Source organism: Shinella fusca (genome assembly GCF_014203155.1).
Lineage (GTDB): Bacteria > Pseudomonadota > Alphaproteobacteria > Rhizobiales > Rhizobiaceae > Shinella > Shinella fusca.
The window spans coordinates 386,546-407,826 of sequence record NZ_JACHIK010000001.1 but is presented as its reverse complement, the minus strand read 5'-3'; the positions used below and the strand labels follow the sequence as shown (position 1 = coordinate 407,826).

The following is a 21,281-nucleotide window of genomic DNA, read 5'->3' as shown; positions in this document are numbered from 1 at the left end:
GCCGCGGCTTGCTCCCTATAAAGCTACCTATCTATAGGGCACATGTAACGCCCTAATTTTTCTATTTTTTCCACAAGCCAGGCTTATGGCATGTCGCGGATTGCGCCCGATGCAGGAGCGCTTTCCTCATCGTCCCTTCCAGACGGGATCGCGCTTTTCGGCGAAGGCGCGGGCGCCTTCCAGCTGGTCCTCGCTGGAATAGAGGATGTCGACCGAGCGGAACTGCCGCTTGGTGATCCGGTTCATGGTCGCCTGGAAGGTCTCGCCCTCGGCGGCGCGCACGACCTCCTTGATGGCGGCATAGACGAGCGGCGGGCCGCTTTCGAGGAGGCGCGCCAGCTCCCAGGCGCGGTCCATCAGCCTGTCGGCGGGCAGGATCTCGTTGACGAAGCCCCAGCGGTGCGCCTCCGCCGCATCCAGCCAGCGGCCGGTCAGCAGCATGTCCATGGCGATGTGGTAGGGGATTCGCTTCGGCAGCTTGATCGAGGCGGCATCCGCCACCGTGCCGGAGCGGATTTCCGGCAGGGCGAAGGTGGCGTGCCCGGCGGCGAGGATGAGGTCGGTGGAAAGCGCGATCTCCAGCCCTCCGCCGCAACAGATGCCGTTGACGGCGCAGATGATCGGCTTGTTGAGGTCGCGCAGCTCTTGCATGCCGCCGAAGCCGCCGACACCGTAGTCGCCGTCTACCGCATCGCCCGCGGCGGCGGCCTTCAGGTCCCATCCCGGGCAGAAGAACTTTTCGCCCGCGCCGGTGACGATGGCGACGCGCAGAGTATCGTCGTCGCGGAAATCCCGGAAGATCTCGCCCATGATGCGGCTGGTCACGAGGTCGATGGCGTTCGCCTTGGGGCGATCGATCGTGACTTCCAGGATGCCACCTTCGCGGCGCTGTCTTATCGGTCCGGTCATGGGTTTTTCCTCAGACGGATCAGTGCGTCGGCCGCGACGACACCGTCGCCTTCCGGCAGCACCATTACGGGATTAACGTCCAGTTCTTCGATTATTGAAGCGTTTGAAACGACATAGGATGCCGCTGATGCGACGGCGGCGACAAGGGCGTCGACGTCGCCCTTCGGGCCGCCGCGATAGCCGTCGAGCAGTTTTGCAACCTTGAGGTTTCCTATCGCCGCGCGGATCGCCGTTTCGTCCGTCGGCAGCGTCAGGATCGCCGAATCCTCCAGCAATTCGACGAGGATGCCGCCGGCGCCGACGGTCAGCACGGGGCCGGCGACCGGATCGCGCATGGCGCCGACGATGAGCTCGGCGACGGGCCTTGCCACCATCTTTTCCACGAGGAAGCCCGAGGCGACGCCGGCCATGGCATGCGCTGCCTCCAGCACCGCCTCGCGGCCGGCAAGGTTCAGCTTCACCGCGCTGGCCTCGGTCTTGTGCGCGATGCCGAGGCCCTTGACGACGACCGGGAAGCCGAGCGTTTCGGCGGCCTGCGCGGCATCCTCGGCCGTTCCGGCCGTCAGGCCCTTCGGCACCGGCACGCCATGGGCGGCGAGCGCCTGCTTGGCCTCGTGCTCGGTGAGGGTGACCGCCTCGCCCTCGCTTGCCGTCGTCTTGAGGAGCGGGGCGGGCTGCGGCTTTGCCCAGGCCTCGCCGATGCCGGCGGCGGCCTCGGCGGCGGCCAGCGCCTCCTCGATGCCGTAGAAGGGCACGACGCCGTTCCGCATCAGCATCTCGGCGGTTGCCTCCGGCATGTTTTCGCCCATGCTGGCGACGATGCCGGCATGCGCGCCCGCGGCTTTCGAAGCGTCGATGACGGCGTGGCAGGTCGTCGTCCAGTCGGCCGCATCGCAGCGGTCGAGGCGCGGGAAATCGAGCACGACGAGGTTCAGCGCGTAGCCGCCCTTCATCATCGTGGTGAAGGCCTCGGTCTGCTTCTCGCGGTTGCCCCAGACGAAGGTGTGGTAGTCGAGCGGGTTGGAGATCGTCACCATCTGGCCGAGCGTCTCGCGCAGCGGCTGGCGCTGGAAATCCTTCAGCGCGCGGTAGTTCACCTTCCGCTTCACGCCGGCATCGGCCATCAGCGAGGCCTCGCCGCCCGAGCAGGACATGGAGGAGATGTCGTAGCTCGGCAGGGGGCCGGCGACATGCAGCAGCTTGAGCGTCTCCAGCAGCTCCGGCAGCGTCTCGACCCGGCCGATGCCGAGGCGGGCGAGGAGGGCCGAGGAAACGGCGTCGTTGCCGGCGAGCGAGGCGGTGTGCGAGACGGTCGCAAGCTGCGCCTGCTCGGATTTGCCGACCTTGAGCGTGACGACCGGCTTCTTCAGTTCCCGGGCGCGCAGGCCGAGGCGCTCCAGCGCCTCGAGGCTGTCGAAACCCTCGATGTGCAGGCCGACGGCGGTGACGCGCGGGTCTTCGAGGACGGCGAGGGCGAGATCGGCAAGGCCGGTCTGCGCCTGGTTGCCGGCCGTCAGGATATAGGCGAGCGGCAGGCCGCGCTGCTGCATGGAGATGTTGCAGGCGATGTTGGAGGACTGGGTGAGGACGGCGACGCCCTTTTCGATGCGCAGCATGCCGTGCTGGTCGGGCCAGAGCAGGGCGCCGTCCAGCATGTTGATGAAGCCGTAGCAGTTCGGCCCGAGGATCGGCATGTCGCCCGCCGCCTCCACCAGTGCCTTCTGCAGGTCGTCACCGTCGGCAAGCTCGCTGACGGCCTCGCGGAAGCCGGAGGCGTAGCAGACCGCCCCGCCCGCGCCGCGCGCTGCGAGGTCGCGGATGATGCCGATGGTCAGCTCGCGGTTGACGCCGACGAAGGAGGCATCCGGCGCGCCCGGCAGCTCGGCGACGGAGCGGTAGCACTTGCGCCCGAGGATTTCGTCCTCGCGCGGATGCACCGGCCAGATATCGCCGGCAAAGCCCATCTTGTCGCACTGGTAGATGACCCGCCGCGCCTCCTTGCCGCCGAAGACGGCGATGGATTTCGGGCGGATGAGGCGGTCGAGGGGGCGGACGGTCATAGCGATGCCTCCGTTGCGGGTTTGCCCCTCATCCGCCCTGCCGGGCACCTTCTCCCCGTGAACGGGGAGAAGGGATATGCCGCGCCGGTTTCCTCAATCGCTGCGTTTCGTTGGCCGCGTCCCCTCTCCCCGCTTGCGGGGAGAGGGTTAGGGTGAGGGGCAGTTCCACGCACCATCCTCAAGCCCCCAGCGGCCGCAGCAGGTCGCGGCTGATGATGTGGCGCTGGATTTCCGAAGTGCCGTCCCAGATACGCTCGACGCGGGCGTCGCGCCAGAAGCGGGCCAGCGGCAGGTCGTCCATCAGGCCCATGCCGCCGAAGATCTGGATCGCCTCGTCGGTGACGCGGGCGAGCATTTCCGTCGCATAGACCTTGGCCGAGGCGATCTCGCGGTTCGACGGCAGGCCCTGGTCGAGCCGCCAGGCTGCCGAGAGCGTCAGGAGGTCGGCGGCGTCGATCTCGGTGATCATGTCGGCGAGCTTGAAGGAGACGCCCTGGTTCGCGCCGATCGGCTTGCCGAACTGTTTTCTTTCGGCGGCGTAGTTGAGGGCGTAGTCGAAGGCGCGGCGGGCGCGGCCGACCGAGGTGGCGGCGACCGTGAGGCGCGTTGCGTAGAGCCAGTCATTGGCGATGTCGAAGCCCTTGTGGACCTCGCCGAGGATCTGCGCGGAGGGCAGGCGGCACTCGTCGAAGGTGAGGATGCAGTTCTTGTAGCCACGGTGCGAGACGGAGTTGTAGCCCTCGCGGATTTCGAAGCCCGGCGTGCCGCGGTCGACGAGGAAGCAGGTGATGAGCTTCTTCCTGCCGCGCGGCGTGTCCTCCTCGCCGGTGGCGATGAAGACGATGACGAAATCGGCGATGTTGGCGTGGCTGATGAAGTGCTTGGTGCCGTTTACCACCCAGTCGTCGCCATCCTTGCGGGCGAAGCACTTCATGCCGCGCACATCCGAGCCGGCGTCCGGCTCGGTCATGGCGAGCGCGTCGAACTTCTCGCCGCTGACGGCCGGCAGCAGGTATTTCTCGCGCTGCTCGTCGTTGCAGGCCATCAGGATGCCCGAGGGGCGGCCGAAGAAGACGGTGAGCGCCATCGAGCCGCGGCCAAGCTCGCGCTCGACCAGCGTGAAGGAGGTGTGGTCGAGCCCGGCGCCGCCGACCTCCTCGGGCATGTTGCAGCCGAAGAAGCCGATCTCCTTGCACTTGCGGGCGATTTCCTGGCCGAGCTCCGGCGGCACATGGCCGGTGCGCTCGACCTCGTTCTCATGCGGATAGATCTCCGTCTCGACGAAGGCGCGGACCGTGTCCACGATCATCTGCTGCTCGTCGGTCAATGCGAAATTCATTGAAAAGTCCTCCCGTATTTTGTGCGGGAGGTGCGTGCGGCTACCCCCCTCTGCCCTGCCGGGCATCTCCCCCTCAAGGGGGGAGATTGGATCGTGGCACCGCCTTGCCCCAAGCCGATCTCCCCCCTTGAGGGGGAGATGCCCGGCAGGGCAGAGGGGGGTGGAGCTTGCGCCTTACTTATGCTTCTGCCCGACGCTCCGCCCCGCGCCTTCCGGCAGCGCCAGCTTCGCATGGGCCTCGGCGATCGGTGCGATCTTCGCCAGCACGTCGGCGGGCGCATCGACGCTCTTGCCGGCCTTCGAGTCGACATGGACCATCATTTGCTCGGCCGTCGCGATGACGTCGCCGGTCGCGGCGTCGTGGATGCGGGTGAAGAAGTGCAGGCGCTTCCTGTCGGACGAAAGCAGCTGGAGCGTCGTGTAGAGCGCCTGGCCGAGCTTGGCTTCGCCGAGATGGCGGATATGGGTTTCCACCGTGTAGTAGCTGTGGCCGGCCTCGACATAGTCGAAGTCGACGCCGATGAGGCGCAGCAGCGCGTCGGACGTATCGCCGAAGAGCTGGAGATAGCGGTGCTCCGTCATGTGGCCGTTGTAATCGACCCAGGCGGCGTTGACCTTCGCGTCGAGGAGGCGGAGCGGTTCGCTTGCGGAGACCTCGACCTTCGCCTTGCCGGCCTTCGCCCACAGATGCGCCTCGAAATCGGCGAGCAGCTTGCCCGAGCCCCATCCACGGCCCTCGTCGCCGGCCTTCAGCGCGTGCATGATGCCGACGAGGTTCTGGTCGCGGATGCGCTCCAGTTCGCGGATGCCGCGTGCGCCGGACTGGGCGTCGGACTGGTTCGCGATCTTCTCCACGAGTTCGTCATTGAGGTCGACGACGTCGGTAAGCTTCGTCCAGGGCCAGGAGAGGCAGGGGCCGAACTGCGCGAGGAAGTGGCGCATGCCCGCTTCGCCGCCGGCGATGCGGTAGGTCTCGAACATGCCCATCTGCGCCCAGCGCATGCCGAAGGAATAGCGGATCACGTCGTCGAGCGTCTCGGTGTCGCAGATGTCGTCCTTGATGAGCCAGAGGCCCTCGCGCCAGACGGCTTCCAGCAGGCGGTCGCCGACGAAGGCCTCGATCTCCTTGTTGATGATCACGCCCTTCATGCCGATGGGCGCGAGCTTGGCTTTCGCGTCTTCCAGCACGGCGCGCGAGGTCTTCTCGCCGCCGACGAGCTCGGCGAGCGGCAGGAGATAGACGGGGTTGTAGGGGTGGGCGACGAACAGGCGCTCGGGGTGCTTCATGTCGCGCTGGAGATCGGTCGGCATCAGGCCGGAGGTGGAGGAGCCGATGAGCGCGTCGGGCCTTGCGGCCGCGTCGATCTTCGTCAGCACGCCGCGCTTCAGCTCCAGCCGCTCGGGGACGCTTTCCTGAATCCAGTCAGCGCCTTCGACGGCGTCTTCCAAGCTCTTGCAGAAGGTGACCTTTCCCTTCGGCGGCAGGGGCGCCATGGTGAGCATGCCGTAGGCGCGCTCGGCATTGGCCATGACCTCGCCGATGATGCGCTCGGCCTCGGGATGCGGATCGAAGACCTTCACGTCGATGCCGGCCAGCGCGAAGCGCGCGACCCAGGCCCCGCCGATGACGCCGCCGCCGACACAGGCTGCCTTGTGGATGGTGGTCATGAGGATACTGCCTTCATAGTAACGGTGTTCAGATGCGGCACCCCCCTCTGCCCTGCCGGGCATCTCCCCCTCAAGGGGGGAGATCGGATGGGGCAATGCCTTGCCCATTGCAAACGTCGCGGTGAAAAGGGGGAGCCTGCCTCTTGCCGATCTCCCCCCTTGAGGGGGAGATGCCCGGCAGGGCAGAGGGGGGGTAAACCGCCTCCGCCCCAGCTCCCCGTCGTCACCCGCGCGGCGCGCGCTTCGTCAGCTTCAGCTTCTCGCGCACCTCGGCCGGGCCGATGATGCGGGCGCCCATGCTTTCGATGATGGTGACGGCCTTTTCCACGAGCTGCGCGTTGGTGGCGAGATGGCCCTTGGCGACGTAGAGGTTGTCTTCGAGGCCGACGCGGACGTTGCCGCCGGCAAGCACCGCGGCGGCCGGGTAGGCCATGGCGTTGCGGCCGATGGAGAAGGCGGAGAAGGTCCAGTTGGACGGCACGTTGTTGACCATTGCCATGAAGGTGTTGAGGTCGTCCGGCGCGCCCCACGGAACGCCCATGCAGAGCTGGATGAGCACGGGATCCTCGATCACGCCTTCCTCGACGAGCTGCTTGGCGAACCAGAGATGGCCGGTGTCGAAGGCCTCGATCTCCGGGCGCACGCCGAGGTCCGTCATCATCCTGCCCATGGCGCGCAGCATGGAGGGCGTGTTGGTCATCACGTAGTCGCCGAGCGAGAAGTTCATCGTGCCGCAGTCGAGCGTGCAGATTTCCGGCAGGCATTCGGCGACGTGGGAAACGCGCTCGGTGGCGCCGGCCATGTCGGTGCCGACGGGGTTGAGCGGAAGGGGCTGCTCGGTGTTGCCGAAGATCATGTCGCCGCCCATGCCGGCGGTGAGGTTCAGCACCACGTCCACTTCCGAGTCGCGGATGCGCTCCGTCACCTCGCGGTAGAGGTCGTTGCGCCGGCTCGGCGCGCCGGTCTCCGGATCGCGGACGTGACAATGGACGACGGCGGCGCCGGCCTTCGCGGCGTCGATGGCCGATTCGGCGATCTCTTTGGGCGAGCGCGGAACATGAGGGGATTTGCCGGCGGTGTCGCCGGAGCCGGTGACGGCGCAGGTGATGAAGACGTCGCGATTCATCGCAAGAGGCATTGTCGTTCTCCCAGTATTCCCGTTGAGGCCATTACGAGCCAAGAGACGGCGCAATGCTTTCACTTTTCGGATCCATTCTTGACAATTCGAGAAGCAGGCAGGCAGGATCGCGCCATGCTCGATCCCTCTTCGGACACGCTCGACATCGACATCCTCATCCTGCCCGAGACGAACCTGATCCTCGTCGCCTCGGTCATCGAGCCCCTGCGCGCGGCGAACCGGATTTCCGGGCAGGACCTCTACCGCTGGCGGATGTTCTCGCCGGACGGCCAGCCGGTCGAGACGCGCAGCCGCATTCCGGTTCCCGTCGACGGCCCCTTCCGGCCGGAGAAGGAGGCGCATCCGCTGTTCGTGCTCTCCTCCTATCAATGGCAGATGAGTGCGACATCCCTGTTGCGCCGCCAGCTTTCGCAGACGGCGCGTTACCGCAGCATGATGGCGGGCATCGAATCGGGAAGCTGGCTGCTTGCCGAGGCGAGCCTTCTCGACGGCCATTCGGTGACGATCCACTGGGAGGACATGGAGGAATTCGCCTCGCGCTACCCGCAGATCGCCGTGATGCGCGAGCGCTACGTCATCGACGGCAAGCGCATCACCACGGGCGGCTCGCTGCCGACGCTCGACCTGATGCTGGAGATCATCCGCCGCCGGCAGGGCTATTCGCTGGCGCTGGAGGTCTCGCGGCTCTTCATCTACGAGCACGAGCGCACCGGCGGCCTCCTGCAGGTGCCGGCGCTCGGCAACATGCGCGTCGCCGACCAGCGTGTCAGCCAGGCGGTGCGGCTGATGGAGGAGACGGTGGACGCGCCGCTGACGCTCGCCCGGCTGGCACGGCGCGTCGGCATCAGCGCGCGGCATTTGCAGGATCTCTTTCAGGAGGCGATGGGCGTCGCCCCGCACCAGCACTATCTGGCGCTCCGGCTCAACGCCGCCCGCCGTAAGGTCATCGAGACCCGGGCCGAATTCGCCGACATCGCCGCGCTCACCGGCTTCAACTCCTCCTCCGCCTTCTCGCGCAGCTACCGCGCCCACTACCACGAAAGCCCGACGGAGACGCGGCGGCGGCTGCGGGCGGGGACGAAGGCCTAACGCTTTTCGAGCAGGGCCGCCATGGTCTCGGCCGCCTGCCGGGAAAGCGCGTCGCGCGGCCAGACGAGGCTGAGGGATTGCTGGTAGGCGGCATCGAGCGGCAGGAGCGCGAGCGGCGGGGCGACGTTGGCGACGGACTGCTCCGGCAGCACCGAGAGATGGCCGTGGCGCAGCACGAGATTGATGATGACGGGAATGGAATCGACCTCGACCAGCGTCAGCCGCGCCCGTTCCGCCGGGGAAAGCGCGGCTTCGAGGAAGCGGTCCGTCATCTGGCGCAGGCCGCTGCGCGGGCTCGGCACGGCGACGGGATGGGCGCGAATGAGGGCGGCAAGGTCCTGCCGGTCCTCCCCGCCCAGTGAGCGCGGGCCGGCGAGGGCGAGCCGCGAGCGGGCGATCAGCCGGCCCTCGAATTCGGCGGGATAGCGGTCCGTATCGAGAAGGATGAGGTCGAAGCGCCGGTTCTTGAGGCCGGCCACCAGTTCGTCCGCGGTCGTCGAGGAGAGGAAGAGCGGCTGGCGCGGCCGCGCCGCCCGCCACCCGACGGCGAGGCGGGCGAGCATGGCGGCGATCTCGCTCTCGTGGCCGAAGGGAATGACGGTGCCGAGCCGCCAGGTGGCGGCGCTGCGGCGGAAGCGCTCGGCCGAGGCGGCGAAGAGCGATTCCCACGCCGCGGCGATGCGCTCGGCAAGCGCAAGGGCTTCGAGGCCCGCAGGCGTGCAGCCGATGCCGGTCGCCGAACGGTCGAGGAGCTTGCAGCCGACGGCCTTTTCCAGATGCGTGAGCTGGCGCGTCAGCTGCGGCTGGCCGAGGCCGAGTTCCCTTGCCGCCGCATTGATGCTGCCGGCGCGCACGGCGGCGGTAAAGCGGGTAAGGGCGTCCAGCGAGACGGCGGGCGCCTTTGCCCGGCCGCCGAGGGCCGCGAGCGCCATGGCCGCGCGGGCGATCTCGGCAAAGCGCGGCAGGCGGGCCTCGGCCTCCAGCGTCGGCACGAGCGCCTGCCCGTCGCGCCGCACCAGCGGCACGGACAGCACCGCCTCGACCCGGCGCAGCGCCGCACTGGCGCTGGAGGCGGGACGGCCGGCGGCGGCCGCCGCCCTGCGGACACCGCGTTCATCGAGAATGCCATGCACAAGGCAGAGCGTGGATAGATCCATCGGCGGGCTTTTCCTTTCCGTTCGGCTTATAGCATGAGCTGTGCGGGTTTTGGGATATGGGCTGTGCCGGCATTCCGCATAACATCCCTTCAGAACACAGGTTTTCCGACGATGCTCGCTTCCGCCGACATGCTCTATCTCACCGGCCAACCGCTCGGCTTTGCCGCGCTGGAGGCGATCGGCGCTGGAACGCGCCGCCCGGTGGCCTGCGAGATCGGCATGGGGCGCATCGGCACGGCGCGGCATGTGGTGACCGAGCGCCTTGCCTCGGGCTTGCCGATCTACGGCGCCAATACCGGCGTCGGCTCGATGAAGGACAAGCTCTGGACAGCGGACGACCTCGTCGAATTCAACAACAGCCTCGTCAAGGCGCATCACTTCGGCACGGGCGAGCCCTTCTCGCTTCCCATCGTGCGCAAGGCGATGGTGATCCGCGTCAACACGGCGCTCGGCGGCTATTCCGGCTGCAGCCCGGAGCTGATCGACGCCTTCCTTGGGCTTCTCGACAAGGACGTGGTGCCCGTCGTGCGCCGGCACGGCTCGATGGGCTGCGCCGATATCGGCCTGATGGGGCAGGTGGCGGCGGTGCTGACGGGCGAGGGCGAGGCCTGGTACGGCGGCGAGCGCCTGCCGGCGGCCGAGGCGCTGCGCCGTGCGGGCCTCAAACCCTACCGCATGCAGCCGCGCGATGCGCTGGCCGCCCTCAGCGTCAACGCCATCTCGCATGCCGCCGCCGCCAATGTGGTGCGCGAGGCGGCGAAGGCCATCCGCAACCTCATGGTGACGGGCGTGCTCTCCTCGCTGGCGCTCGGCGCCTCGGCCGATCCGTGGCGGGTGGCAGCAAGGCTTTCCGCCCATGGTGAGGCGATGGCCGGCCGCTGGTTCGAGGCGCAGGCGGCCTCCGGCAACTGGCCGACGCCCTCGGCGATCCACGATCCGCTGAGCCTTCGCATGACGGCGCAGGTCTTCGGCGCCTGCCTCGATACGTTGAAGAACGCGGCCGAGCGCATCGTCGAGGCGACCGCGCAGTCGGACGACAACCCCGTCGTGCTGGACGACCACGTCATGGCCTCCGGCGGCTCGCTGCCGCTCTCCACGACGCTCTATGTCGAGGCGGCGCAGACGGGCTTCGCCCATCTTGCCCGCAACGTGCTGAACCGCTGCGTGCTGCTTTCCAACGGGGTCCGGCGCAACCTGCCGGTCAACCTCGTGGCGCCCGGCGAGGCGGCGACGGGCTTCGGGCCGCTGCTCAAGCTCGCCGTCGAACTCTACATGCGCATCCAGTCGCTGGCGGTGCCGATCTCGGCGCAGTCCATCGTCGTCGCCGGCGGGCTGGAGGAGGAGGCGACCTTCCTGCCGCTCATCGTCGAGCGCATGGAAAGCCAGGTGCGGGACCTTCGCCAGCTCGCCGCGCTCGAGGCCATGCTGTCCGCGCAGGCGGTGGACCTTGCCGGCGACAGGGTGGAGGGCGTGGCGGCCATCGCCTACGAGCGCACGCGGGCGATCAGCGCCTTCTACCGCAAGGACCGGCCGCTTTCCGCCGAGATCGAGGCGCTCGACCGCGACCTTGCCAGCCTTGAAGCGCTCTCCGCCTTCCTCGCGGCCGCGCCGATGGCGGATTTCGACGTCTTCTTCGCCCTGCAACCCTGAGGATACCGCGATGGCCGATTTCGATCTCGTTCTGAAAGGCACCGTGGTCCTGCCGGACCGCCTCGTCGAGGGCGGCCATGTCGCGGTCCGCGACGGCAAGGTGGCGCATGTGGGTGAGGGCGCGATGCCGGCGGCCAAGGAACGGCACGACCTCTCCGGCGCGCTGATCCTGCCGGGCGCCATCGACGCGCAGGTCCATTCGCTGTCGCAGAAGGACCAGGAGGATTTCCTCTGGTCGACCCGCTCGGCGGCGGCCGGCGGCGTCACCACCATCGTCGACATGCCCTATGACGAGGGCAATCTCGTCTGCTCGGCCGAAGCGGTGAAGATCAAGGTCGATCATGCCTCGCCGCAGGCGCGGGTGGATTTCGCGCTCTACGGCACGGTCGATCCCGCGGAGGGGCCGGCGCGTATCGGCGAGATGGTGGAAGCGGGCGTCGCGGCCTTCAAGTTTTCCACCTTCGGCACGGACCCGAAGCGCTTTCCCCGCATTCCCGCCGCGCTGCTGGAGGACTGCTTCAGCGCCATCGCGCCGACGGGGCTGACGGCCGGCGTGCACAACGAAGACGACGAGGCGGTGCGTGCGGCCATCGCGAAGGTGAAGGCGGCCGGCATCACCGATTACCGCGCGCACGGCCTGTCGCGCCCGCCGCTGACGGAATTGCTCGCCTCCAACCAGATCTACGAGACGGGCGCGGCGACGGGGTGCCCGGCCCATGTCGTGCATTGCTCGCTCGGCCGCGGCTACGAGATCGCGGCCGCCTACCGTGCGCAGGGTTTTCGCGCGACCATCGAGTGCTGCATCCACTACCTGACGCTCGACGAGGAGAACGACGTCGCCCGGCTCGGCGGCAAGGCGAAGATCAATCCGCCGATCCGTCCGCGCGCCGAGGTGGAAAAGCTCTGGCGGCATGTCGCGGCCGGCAATGTCACACTCGTCTCCACCGACCACGTGAGCTGGTCGGAGGACCGCAAGACCAATCCGGACATGCTGGCGAACGCCTCCGGCGTGCCGGGGCTGGAGGTCATGGTGCCGCTCTTCGTCAAGGGCGCGCTGGAGCGCGGCATTCCGCTGACCCGCGCGGCAGAGCTGATGGCGCTGAACCCGGCGCGGCATTTCCGGCTCGATCATGTCAAGGGTGCGCTGGAGGCCGGCAAGGATGCCGACATCACCGTGCTGACGCCCGAGCCCTACACCTATGACGCGGCGGCGAGCGGCCACAACGTCGTCGGCTGGTCGCCCTATAACGGCATCCGCCTGCCGTGGCGCGTTTCCGCGACCTATCTGCGCGGCAGGCTCGCCTTCGACGGCACGAAGGTGCTTGCCGAGCCTGGCACCGGCGCCTTCGTGCGGCCGCTGCCGACGCTCGTCTTAAGGAGCGCCTGAGAATGGCCCGCCCGACCAACCTGCCCGTCGACCCCGCGCGCATTGCGGAGGTGATCGATGGCCTTGCCCGGCTCACCGAGCCCGGCCGGCCCTATACGCGGCGTGCCTTTACCGCCCTGTTCCCGGCAGGGCGGGATTTTCTTCTGGAAAAATTCCGGGCCGCTGGGCTTGAAACGCGCATCGACGCGGCGGGCAACCTGATCGGCCGGCGTGCGGGCCGCAAGCCCGGCAGCGGCACGATCATGCTCGGTTCCCACTCGGACACGGTGCCGGATGGCGGGCGCTACGACGGTATCGCGGGCGTCGCGGTGGCGCTGGAGGTGGCCCGCGCGCTCGCCGACAAGGGCATTGTGCTCGACCACGACCTGGAGATCGTCGATTTCCTTGCCGAGGAGGTGTCGATCTTCGGCGTCTCCTGCATCGGCAGCCGCGGCATGGCCGGCGTGCTGCCTGAGGACTGGCTTTCCCGCGAGAGCAACGGGCTGACGCTGGAAGAGGGCATCCGCGAGGCTGGCGGCGACCCGGCGCGCATCGCCGCCGAGGCCCGCAGGGACATCGCCGCCTTTCTGGAACTGCATATCGAGCAGGGGCCGGTGCTGGAGAGCGAGAAGCTCGACATCGGCGTCGTGACGGCGATTGCCGGGATCACGCGCATCGAGATCGTCGTCGAGGGCCGGGCGGACCATGCCGGCACGACGCCGATGGGCCGGCGCGCCGATGCGCTCGCCGCCGCCGCGCGGCTGGTGACGGGCATCGAGGCGCTGGCGACGTCGCTTTCGGAAGGGCCGGGGCATTTCACCGCGACGGTGGGGGAATTCTCCATCGAGCCGAATGCGGCCAATGTCGTGCCCTCCCGCGCGCGCCTCCTCATCGATGCCCGGGCGGAGGAGCGCGCGGCGATGGACCTCTTTTCGGCGTCCGTCGACCGGCTGGCCGAACAGGTCGCGCGCGAGACGGGCACCGCCACCGCCCCGCCGCGGCGCATCTCCGACAACATGCCGACGCCGGGCGATCCGCTGGTGCTCGACGTGCTGGACGCGGCCTGCGAGGCCGTCGGCGCGCGCCACCGGCGCATGGCCTCCGGCGCGGGGCACGACACGGCCTTCATGGCGAAGGTGACGCGGGCGGCGATGATCTTCGTGCCGTGCCTCGGCGGGCGCAGCCATGCGCCGGAGGAATTTGCCGAGACCGACGACATCGCGCTCGGCGCGGCGGTGCTGTTTAACGCAGTGATTCAGCTTGATGAGACATTGATTCAGGAGGGTGCCTGATGGGCCGGATTCTAAAGGAAAAAGACGTCGAGGCGGCGGTCAAGGGCGGCTCGGTCTATGCCGCGGGCGGCGGCGGCTGGGCGGACCACGGCCGCATGCTCGGCTATGCCGCGGTCTCCATCGGCAAGCCGGAGCTCGTCTCCATCGACGAGCTCGACGACCACGACTGGGTGGCGACGGCGGCGGCCATCGGCGCGCCGGCCTCCACCACGCCCTGGGAGATGCGCGGCGTCGACTATGTGAAGGCCGTGGAGCTCTTGCAGGAGGCGCTGGGCGAGAAGGTCTCTGCGCTGATGGTGGGGCAGAACGGAAAATCCTCGACGCTGAACGGCTGGCTGCCCTCGGCGATCCTCGGCACGAAGGTGCTGGACGCCGTTGGCGACATGCGCGCGCACCCGACGGGCGACATGGGCTCCATCGGCATGGCGGGCTCGCCGGAGCAGATGATCCAGACGGCCGTCGGCGGCAATCGCGAGGAGAACCGCTATATCGAGCTCGTCGTGCGCGGCGCGACGGCGAAGGTCTCGCCGATCCTGCGCACCGCCGCCGACATGTCCGGCGGCTTCATCGCCTCTTGCCGCAATCCGCTGCGTGCCTCCTATGTGCGCCGGAATGCGGCGCTCGGCGGTATTTCGCTGGCGCTCACGCTCGGCGAGGCGATCCTCGCGGCGGAGGGCAAGGGCGGCTCGGCGGTGATCGACGCCATCGTGAAGACGACGGGCGGGGCGATCCTCGCCGAGGGCGCGATCACCGGCAAGGCGGTCGCCTATACCAACGAGGCCTTCGACATCGGCACGGTGACGCTGGGCACGGGCGGCAAGGCGACGGTGCTGCATGTGATGAACGAATACATGGCGGTGGAAAGCGGCGAGGGCCGGCGCCTCGCGACCTTCCCGGACGTCATCACCACGCTGTCGCCGGAGGGCGAGCCGCTCAGCGTCGGGCAACTGGAGGTCGGCATGAGGGTCTTCGTGCTGCATGTACCGAAGACGGTCATCCCGCTGGCTTCGAGCGTGCTCGATCCCTCGGTCTATCCCTCGGTGGAGAAGGCGATGGGGATCGAGCTGGCGCGGTATGCGCTGGAGACGGTGGCTTAGAGAAGCATTTGCGGCCGTACCCCCCTCTGCCCTGCCGGGCATCTCCCCCACAAGGGGGGAGATCGGCTTGGGGCGAAGCGGGGCCACGATTCGATCTCCCCACCTGTGGGGGAGATGCCCGGCAGGGCAGAGGGGGGTGAGCCTCCCAGCACAACCTATCTGAGGAGACACCCATGCCCAAGCCCAACCCTCGGCATCCGAACTACCCCATTCCCGGCGGCCCGGAGCTGCGGGCGAAGGGCTGGCGGCAGGAGGGGCTCTTGCGGCTCCTGGAGAACGTGCTTTCGGTCGGCGAGGACCCGGACAATCTCGTCGTCTATGCCGCGCTCGGCAAGGCGGCGCGCAACTGGGCTTCGCACCGGGCCATCGTCAAGGCGCTCACCGGGATGGACGAGGACCAGACGCTGCTCATCCAGTCGGGCAAGCCGGTCGGTCTCCTCAAGACCCATGCGAAGGCGCCGCTCGTCATCATGGCGAACTGCAATATCGTCGGGCAATGGGCCAAGGCGGAGGTCTTCTACGAGCTCCAGCGCAAGGGGCTGATCTGCTGGGGCGGGCTGACGGCCGGCGCCTGGCAATATATCGGCAGCCAGGGCGTCATCCAGGGCACCTACGAGATCTTCATGCGGATCGCGGAAAAACGCTTCGGCGGCAGCCTCGCCGGGCGCTTCATCCTGACGGCCGGCCTCGGCGGCATGGGCGGGGCGCAGCCGCTTGCCGGGCGCATGGCGGGCGCGGCGATCCTCTGCGTCGACATCGACCCCGAGCGCGCCGCCAAGCGCAGGGCCGCCGGCTATCTGGAACAGGTTGCGCCGGACCTCGATACGGCGCTCGCCATGATCGACGAGGCGGTGAAGGATAAGCGCGCCACCTCCATCGGCCTCGTCGGCAATGCGGCGGAGGTCTATCCGGAGATCGCCCGGCGCGGCATCGTGCCGGATATCGTCACCGACCAGACCTCGGCGCACGACCTCGTCTACGGCTACGTGCCGAAGGGCATGAGCCTCGATCAGGTGAAGGGCCTTCGCGACGACGGGCAGGGGCAGCTCATGGCGGCAAGCCGGGCCTCCATCGTCGAGCACGTCTCGGCCATGCTGGAATTCCAGAAGAGGGGCGCCGAGGTCTTCGACAACGGCAACCTCATCCGCACGCAGGCGCGGGAAGGGGGCATCGCCAACGCCTTCGATATTCCGATCTTCACCGAGGCCTATCTGCGTCCGCTCTTCGCGCGGGCCATCGGCCCGTTCCGCTGGATGGCCCTTTCCGGCGAGGAGAGCGACATCGCCCGCATCGACGACCTCGTGCTGGAGATGTTCCCGGACAACCGGATCGTCACCAACTGGATCCGCCTCGCGCGCGAAAACATCCCCTTCGAGGGCCTGCCGGCGCGCATCGCCTGGCTCGGCCACGGCGAGCGCACCGCGCTGGCGCTCGCCGTCAACAAGCTGGTCGCCGCCGGCGAATTGAAGGGGCCGATCGCCTTCTCGCGCGACCATCTCGACGCCGGCGCCATGGCCCATCCCAACATCATGACGGAGCGCATGAAGGACGGCTCGGACGCCATCGCCGACTGGCCGCTGCTCGACGCCATGCTGCTCTCCTCCTCCATGGCCGACCTCGTCGTCGTCCATTCCGGCGGCGGCGGCTATGCCGGCTACATGACGAGCTGCGGCGTGACGCTCATCGCCGACGGCACGCCGGCGGCCGCCGAGCGGCTGGAGCATGCGCTGACCAACGATACCGCCCTCGGCGTCATCCGCTATGCGGATGCGGGCTATGAGGAATCCTTCGAGGAGATCGAGGCGAAGGGCATCGGTTACGTGCCGGTGTGAGCCGGCAAGGCTAAGTGTTTGAAAGGACACACCCGGCCGTAAACGTTGCATTTAACATTTCGCGGTAATCTTCCGTTAGTAATTCCGTCCCGGCATCGAGCGGGCGGGCTTCGGTTTGTATTGCGTGCGAGTGCCCATGCGTCTTTCGGTCCTTACGGCGGCCCTTTCCGGCTGCGTCTTCCTTGCAGGCTGCGCGTCGAGCACGAGCCCGGAGACGGCGCTTGCGATCAAGCCGTCCGTCGAGACCACGGGCTCCGTCAGCAAGGGCGGCGGGCCGGTGCCGGAAGTGGCGGTGGGCGAAAGCCCGGTAAAGGCGGACGACGCGCAGGAAATCCTCGCCTGGGCCGGCCCGGTGCCGGAAACCCGCGTCTTCGAGACCATGACGCAGCAGACGGCGATCCCGCTGGAGCGGCCTGCCGGCGAGCAATCCTCCGAAGGCCGTTCGCGCAAGCGCTCGCGCATCTACAGCCAGCAGTTCCGCGACGCCCATCCCATCAATTTCGGCAAGCGTGCGCCGCGGCACTACCAGGTGCACGGCGTCGACGTCTCGCGCTGGCAGGGCGATATCGACTGGACGCGGTTGCGCACGCAGGGCGCCAACTTCGCCTTCATCAAGGCGACGGACGGCGGTGATCATCTCGACCCGATGTTCCAGACCAACTGGCGGCGCACGAAGGAAGCGGGCATCCGCCGCGGCGCCTATCACTTCTTCTACTGGTGCCGCACCGCCGGCGAGCAGGCCGACTGGTTCATCCGCAACGTGCCGCGCGATCCCGATGCGCTGCCGCCGGTCATCGACGTGGAATGGAACGGCGATTCGGCCTGCAAGAAGCGGCCCTCTCGCGCCCGCGTGCTGGAGAAGATGCAGGTCTTCCTCGACAAGCTGGAGCGGCACTACGGCAAGCGCCCGATCATCTACACCGCGCCCGATTTCTACGAGGACAACCTGCAGGGCGAGCTGAAGGGCTATCCGTTCTGGCTGCGCTCGGTCGCCGCGCATCCCTCCAAGCGCTACCCGGACCGCCGCTGGATGTTCTGGCAATATTCGGGCTCGGGCCTGTCGCACGGCGTTTCCGGCCGCATCGACCTCAACGTCTTCTCGGGCAGCGAGGGCGACTGGCACAACTGGCTGGCCGGCCAGTCGAGCTAGGATGATTTGGGCCTCTGCGGATAGATCGTCTCGCCGCGCCTGAGCATGTCCACGAAGGCTTCGATCTTCCGCTTGCGCGCGGCCTCGGTCTTGAGGTTGTGGACGCGGAAGGCGAGCGCGAAGCGGTTCTGCTCGGTGAGCTTTCCGAGCATCTCCCTTGCTGCCGGCTCCGCGTCGATGGCGGCCTGCAGGTCCGGCGGGATCTTCAGCCCCTTGCCGCTGCCATAGGCCCTGTCCCAGCGCCCGTCCGCCCTGGCGGCCTTCACCTGCTTCATCCCGTGCTCGGTCATGCGGCCGCTCTCGATCAGCCGGCCGACGGTCTCGACGTTCTTCCTGCTCCAGACGCCGCGCTTGGCACGCGGGCTGTAGCGCTGGAGGAAGCTCGTCTCGTCGAGCCCCTTGCGCAGGCCGTCGATCCAGCCCCAGCACAGCACGGCCTCGATCGCCTCCTCGGGCGTGATCGACGCGAGGCCCGAGCCGCGCTTGTGGATTTTGATCCAGACCTCGGGCGCGCTTTGGTGGTTTTCGGCGAGCCAGATGTAGAAGCTGTCGGGGTCGGGAAACTCCCGGATGCGGGCGGGGTCGATTTCCACAGGTGCCATGGCGTTTTCCTCCTTCCGCTGCTGCGGGCGTGGCCGCTTTGCATCTATCGCCGGAAAGGGGCGGCCGATGCCGAAGATGTGAACCGCCCGCTTCTTGCCAGTCCAGCTGCGCTTTGGCTAGCCATCGGCCTCAATCCTCTATCCGAGTGGAGTCCATCGAGAATGTCTACCGTGTGCACCCTGTCGCGCAGAACCTTCCTCCTCGGCGCGACCGCCGCGCTCGCAGGATGCACGACCGCACAGACGGCCGCGCTGAAGGCGCCGGTCCCCCAGAAGGTCAGCTATCCGATCGTGCCGGCGAGCGATGAGGAACTGGCGGCGCGCTATGCGGCGGTCGAGGACGGCGGGCATCTCATCCCGGCCATTCCCTACAGGCAGATCGACCCGAAATACTACCGCCAGCGCGTGAAGGACCCGACCGGCGAGCCGGCGGGCACGGTCGTCGTCGATACCGCCTCGCGCTTCCTCTATGTGGTTGAGCCCGGCGGCACGGCGATGCGCTACGGCGTCGGCATCGGCCGCGACGGCTTTGCCTGGGAGGGCGAGGGCGTCATCCAGTGGCGCCAGCCCTGGCCGCGCTGGAAGGTGCCGGACGACATGATCAAGCGCCAGCCGCATCTTGCCAGATATTCCGTCGAGAACGGCGGCATGGACCCGGGCATCAAGAACCCGCTCGGCGCGCGCGCCCTCTACATCTTCCAGAACGGCAAGGATACGCTCTACAGGCTGCACGGCTCGCCGGAATGGAAATCCATCGGCAAGGCGACCTCGTCCGGCTGCGTGCGGCTCGTCAACCAGGATGTGCTCGACCTCTACAAGCGCGTGCCCTATCACGCGCGCATCGTCGTGCACCAGGCGGCGATCGCCTGAGACGACGGTTCCCTCAGGCAGACTTGAAGCGCGCCATCAGCTCGGCCCGCGCCGGGTCGGTGAGCGTCACGGCGGCGCCGAATTCCAGCGGGGTAAGGGCCGCCTCGTCCGGGTAGACGATCCTGTTGCCGGTGATTTCGGACGGCAGCAGCGCGATGACGCGGCTGTCCGTGGTCGGCGCGCCGTTGGCGATGTGCTCGCGCACCGCGTTCTGCGGGTCCATCAGGAAGTTCAGCAGCGCATAGCCGGCCGGCCGGTTGGCCGCGCTCGTCGGGACGGCGTAGAAATCCGACCAGATCTCGCCGCCGTCGGTGCCGAGCGTGAAGCGGATTTCCGGAATATCGCGGTTGAGCTGCGCGCCGTCGTTCGTCCAGCACATGGTCATCCAGGCCTCGTTGGCGCGCATGGCGGGCTGGTAGTCGGAGTTGACGGCGTAAAGGTGGGGCTTCACCCGCATCAGCAGCTCCTCGGCCTTGGCCAGTTCCTCCGGCTTGACGGAGTTGAAGGAGAAGCCGAGCGAGACGAGGGCGTTGCCGATGGTGGTGAGCTGATAGTCGTGCACCATGGCGCGACCGTCCGCCTCGGTCATGGCGACCTCGAAGAACTGCTTCCAGCTCGTCACGTCCGCCTTCACCTTGTAGGAATTGACGGCGATGCCGGTGGTGCCCCAGTTCTTCGGCAGGGCATAGAGCTTGCCGTCGATGATGCCCTCGTTGGTGAAGCGCGGATTTTCCGATTTCTGGTCGAAGTTCGGCACCTTCGAAAGGTCGATCGGCTCGATGAGGCCGAGGCCGGCATAGGTGGAGATCGTGTAGTTGGTCGGCACGAACAGATCCCAGCCCATGCCGCCGGCCTTGAGTTTTTCCAGCATCTCCTCGTTCGAGCCGAAGACATTCACCTCCACCGCCACGCCGGTGGCGGCGGTGAAGGCCTCGAAGGTGGCGGGGTCGTGATAGTTCGGCCAGGTGGCGAGCGACATGGTCGAGCCGAGGTCTTCCTGCGCATAGGCCGTGGAATTGAAAAGGCCCGGCTGGCGGGCAAGGACCGCCGCCGCAAGGCCGAGACCGGTGACGCCGAGGAAATGGCGGCGCGTGACGGAGCCGCGCTTCAGCCGCATGAATTCGTCCGTCAGCGCAGCCGGGCCGACGGGGGCATTCTCTTTGAACCATTTCGACATCACGCTGTTCCCCTTATCGTTGTGCGGCCCGTTTCCCCTCGGGCCGGAAAGACATGCGTTCGACCGGGATCGACGGTATCACGACCCGCACGCCCGGCGCGATGCGGTCTTCCGGAAGGAGCGTCCAGTGTGCGGCTTGATGCCTATCTCTTTGAATCTGCTCGGCTCCAGCCGGTATCCTATCCCGACAGAGGTGTTTTATCTGTAAACCGGCAGGCAAAGGGCAGACGGCAAGAAAAAGCCCGGCATCGCTGCCGGGCTTCATCAGTCTTTTCAGCAGCTTGCCGTATCGTCCTGACGGATCGATTCCGGCCGTTCAGGTATCGATTCAACCGACCGCGGCGAGGGCCGCCTGTGCGCGGGCGTCGAGGATCTGGCGGGCGGCGTTTGCTGCTTCCTTGCCCTTGACGACGAAGTGGTCGCGGAAGAAGGCGATGTGCGCTTCCGATTCCTGGAAGTTGTGCGGCGTCAGGACGGCGGAGAGCACCGGCACGTCCGTGTCGAGGCCGACGCGCACGATGGCGTCGACCACCGAGCCGGCCACGAAGTCGTGCCGGTAGATGCCGCCGTCGACGACCAGCGCGACGCCGAGGATGGCCGCATAGCGGCCGGTGCGGGCGAGGAACTGGGCGTGCAGCGGGATTTCGAGGGCGCCGGGCACGTCGACCACGTCGACATCCTCGGCCCTGCCGCCGAGCGCCTGCCATTCGGAAATGAAGGAGGTGACCGCCTGGTCGACGATGCCGGCGTGCCAGCGGGCACGGATGACGGCGATACGGGCGGAGGGGGTGGCATTCGCATTCATAGTCCAGGCCTTTCAAGGGTTGAGCCATCTTGCAACGGGTCCCTTGGGCGAACATGCAAAAGACGGATTCCGCCCGTCAG

Annotated in this window: 17 protein-coding genes; 8 read left to right on the top strand and 9 right to left on the bottom strand. The window is 67.7% G+C overall.

All coding sequences use genetic code 11. The features are described from left to right. Positions 1-126 precede the first annotated feature (126 nt). The 5 genes from HNQ66_RS01980 to bcoG all read right to left on the bottom strand — a co-directional run bounded on the left by HNQ66_RS01980 (position 127) and on the right by bcoG (position 7,114). Entirely contained in the window at positions 127-909 is a 783-nt protein-coding gene (locus tag HNQ66_RS01980) for a carnitinyl-CoA dehydratase (protein WP_184140299.1), read from the bottom strand. Further along, a complete protein-coding gene (locus HNQ66_RS01975; protein WP_184140297.1) occupies positions 906-2,969 on the bottom strand; it encodes an acetate--CoA ligase family protein in 2,064 nt (687 codons plus the stop codon). The genes HNQ66_RS01980 and HNQ66_RS01975 overlap by 4 nt, the downstream gene beginning before the upstream one ends. A 178-nt stretch (positions 2,970-3,147) precedes the next feature. Continuing rightward, the gene (locus HNQ66_RS01970) at positions 3,148-4,308 is read right to left on the bottom strand and encodes an acyl-CoA dehydrogenase family protein (RefSeq protein ID WP_184140295.1); all 1,161 of its coding nucleotides are present in this window, start codon (positions 4,306-4,308) and stop codon (positions 3,148-3,150) included. Positions 4,309-4,482: 174 nt separating this feature from the next. After that, positions 4,483-5,976 carry a carnitine 3-dehydrogenase gene (locus HNQ66_RS01965; protein WP_184140293.1) on the bottom strand — a complete coding sequence of 498 codons (1,494 nt, stop codon included), beginning with the start codon at positions 5,974-5,976 and terminating at the stop codon, positions 4,483-4,485. 223 nt (positions 5,977-6,199) lie between these two features. Beyond that, positions 6,200-7,114, bottom strand: a complete 915-nt coding sequence (gene bcoG, locus HNQ66_RS01960; RefSeq protein ID WP_184140291.1) for a 3-dehydrocarnitine:acetyl-CoA trimethylamine transferase BcoG — start codon at positions 7,112-7,114, stop codon at positions 6,200-6,202. A 114-nt stretch (positions 7,115-7,228) separates the two neighbouring features. Between bcoG and HNQ66_RS01955 the strand changes: the two genes are divergently transcribed. Further along, positions 7,229-8,203: a GlxA family transcriptional regulator gene (locus HNQ66_RS01955; RefSeq protein WP_184140289.1), complete on the top strand. Its 975-nt coding sequence runs from the start codon at positions 7,229-7,231 to the stop codon at positions 8,201-8,203. On the opposite strand, the gene HNQ66_RS01950 is transcribed toward HNQ66_RS01955, so the two are convergent. Continuing rightward, positions 8,200-9,360: a LysR family transcriptional regulator gene (locus HNQ66_RS01950; RefSeq protein WP_184140287.1), complete on the bottom strand. Its 1,161-nt coding sequence runs from the start codon at positions 9,358-9,360 to the stop codon at positions 8,200-8,202. The two genes, HNQ66_RS01955 and HNQ66_RS01950, sit on opposite strands and share 4 nt — an antisense overlap. Positions 9,361-9,471: 111 nt before the next feature. Between HNQ66_RS01950 and HNQ66_RS01945 the strand changes: the two genes are divergently transcribed. From HNQ66_RS01945 to HNQ66_RS01920, 6 genes are all read left to right on the top strand, one after another. After that, complete coding sequence (locus HNQ66_RS01945; protein WP_184140285.1) at positions 9,472-11,010, top strand: aromatic amino acid lyase; 1,539 nt, start codon at positions 9,472-9,474, stop codon at positions 11,008-11,010. A 10-nt stretch (positions 11,011-11,020) separates the two neighbouring features. Then, positions 11,021-12,397 (top strand): dihydroorotase, encoded by a 1,377-nt coding sequence (locus HNQ66_RS01940; RefSeq protein WP_184140283.1) that lies wholly within the window; start codon positions 11,021-11,023, stop codon positions 12,395-12,397. Positions 12,398-12,399: 2 nt separating this feature from the next. Then, positions 12,400-13,668, top strand: coding sequence for a Zn-dependent hydrolase (locus tag HNQ66_RS01935; protein WP_184140281.1), 1,269 nt, complete (start codon positions 12,400-12,402; stop codon positions 13,666-13,668). Continuing rightward, the gene (locus tag HNQ66_RS01930) at positions 13,668-14,765 is read left to right on the top strand and encodes a thiohydantoin desulfurase (RefSeq protein ID WP_184140279.1); all 1,098 of its coding nucleotides are present in this window, start codon (positions 13,668-13,670) and stop codon (positions 14,763-14,765) included. The genes HNQ66_RS01935 and HNQ66_RS01930 overlap by 1 nt, the downstream gene beginning before the upstream one ends. 173 nt (positions 14,766-14,938) lie before the next feature. After that, positions 14,939-16,597 carry a thiourocanate hydratase gene (locus HNQ66_RS01925; RefSeq protein ID WP_184140277.1) on the top strand — a complete coding sequence of 553 codons (1,659 nt, stop codon included), beginning with the start codon at positions 14,939-14,941 and terminating at the stop codon, positions 16,595-16,597. 136 nt (positions 16,598-16,733) lie between these two features. Beyond that, complete coding sequence (locus HNQ66_RS01920; RefSeq protein WP_184140275.1) at positions 16,734-17,747, top strand: glycoside hydrolase family 25 protein; 1,014 nt, start codon at positions 16,734-16,736, stop codon at positions 17,745-17,747. Here the strand turns inward: HNQ66_RS01920 and HNQ66_RS01915 are convergent. Then, a complete protein-coding gene (locus tag HNQ66_RS01915) occupies positions 17,744-18,349 on the bottom strand; it encodes a YdeI/OmpD-associated family protein (RefSeq protein WP_184140273.1) in 606 nt (201 codons plus the stop codon). The genes HNQ66_RS01920 and HNQ66_RS01915 overlap by 4 nt on opposite strands. Before the next feature lie 162 nt (positions 18,350-18,511). On the opposite strand from HNQ66_RS01915, the gene HNQ66_RS01910 reads away from it, so the two are divergent. After that, the gene (locus HNQ66_RS01910; protein WP_184140271.1) at positions 18,512-19,219 is read left to right on the top strand and encodes a L,D-transpeptidase; all 708 of its coding nucleotides are present in this window, start codon (positions 18,512-18,514) and stop codon (positions 19,217-19,219) included. Between the two features lie 13 nt (positions 19,220-19,232). On the opposite strand, the gene HNQ66_RS01905 is transcribed toward HNQ66_RS01910, so the two are convergent. Next, the gene (locus HNQ66_RS01905; RefSeq protein WP_184140269.1) at positions 19,233-20,396 is read right to left on the bottom strand and encodes a polyamine ABC transporter substrate-binding protein; all 1,164 of its coding nucleotides are present in this window, start codon (positions 20,394-20,396) and stop codon (positions 19,233-19,235) included. Between the two features lie 328 nt (positions 20,397-20,724). Continuing rightward, the gene (locus HNQ66_RS01900; protein WP_184140268.1) at positions 20,725-21,201 is read right to left on the bottom strand and encodes a 6,7-dimethyl-8-ribityllumazine synthase; all 477 of its coding nucleotides are present in this window, start codon (positions 21,199-21,201) and stop codon (positions 20,725-20,727) included. Between the last annotated feature and the right edge of the window lie 80 nt (positions 21,202-21,281).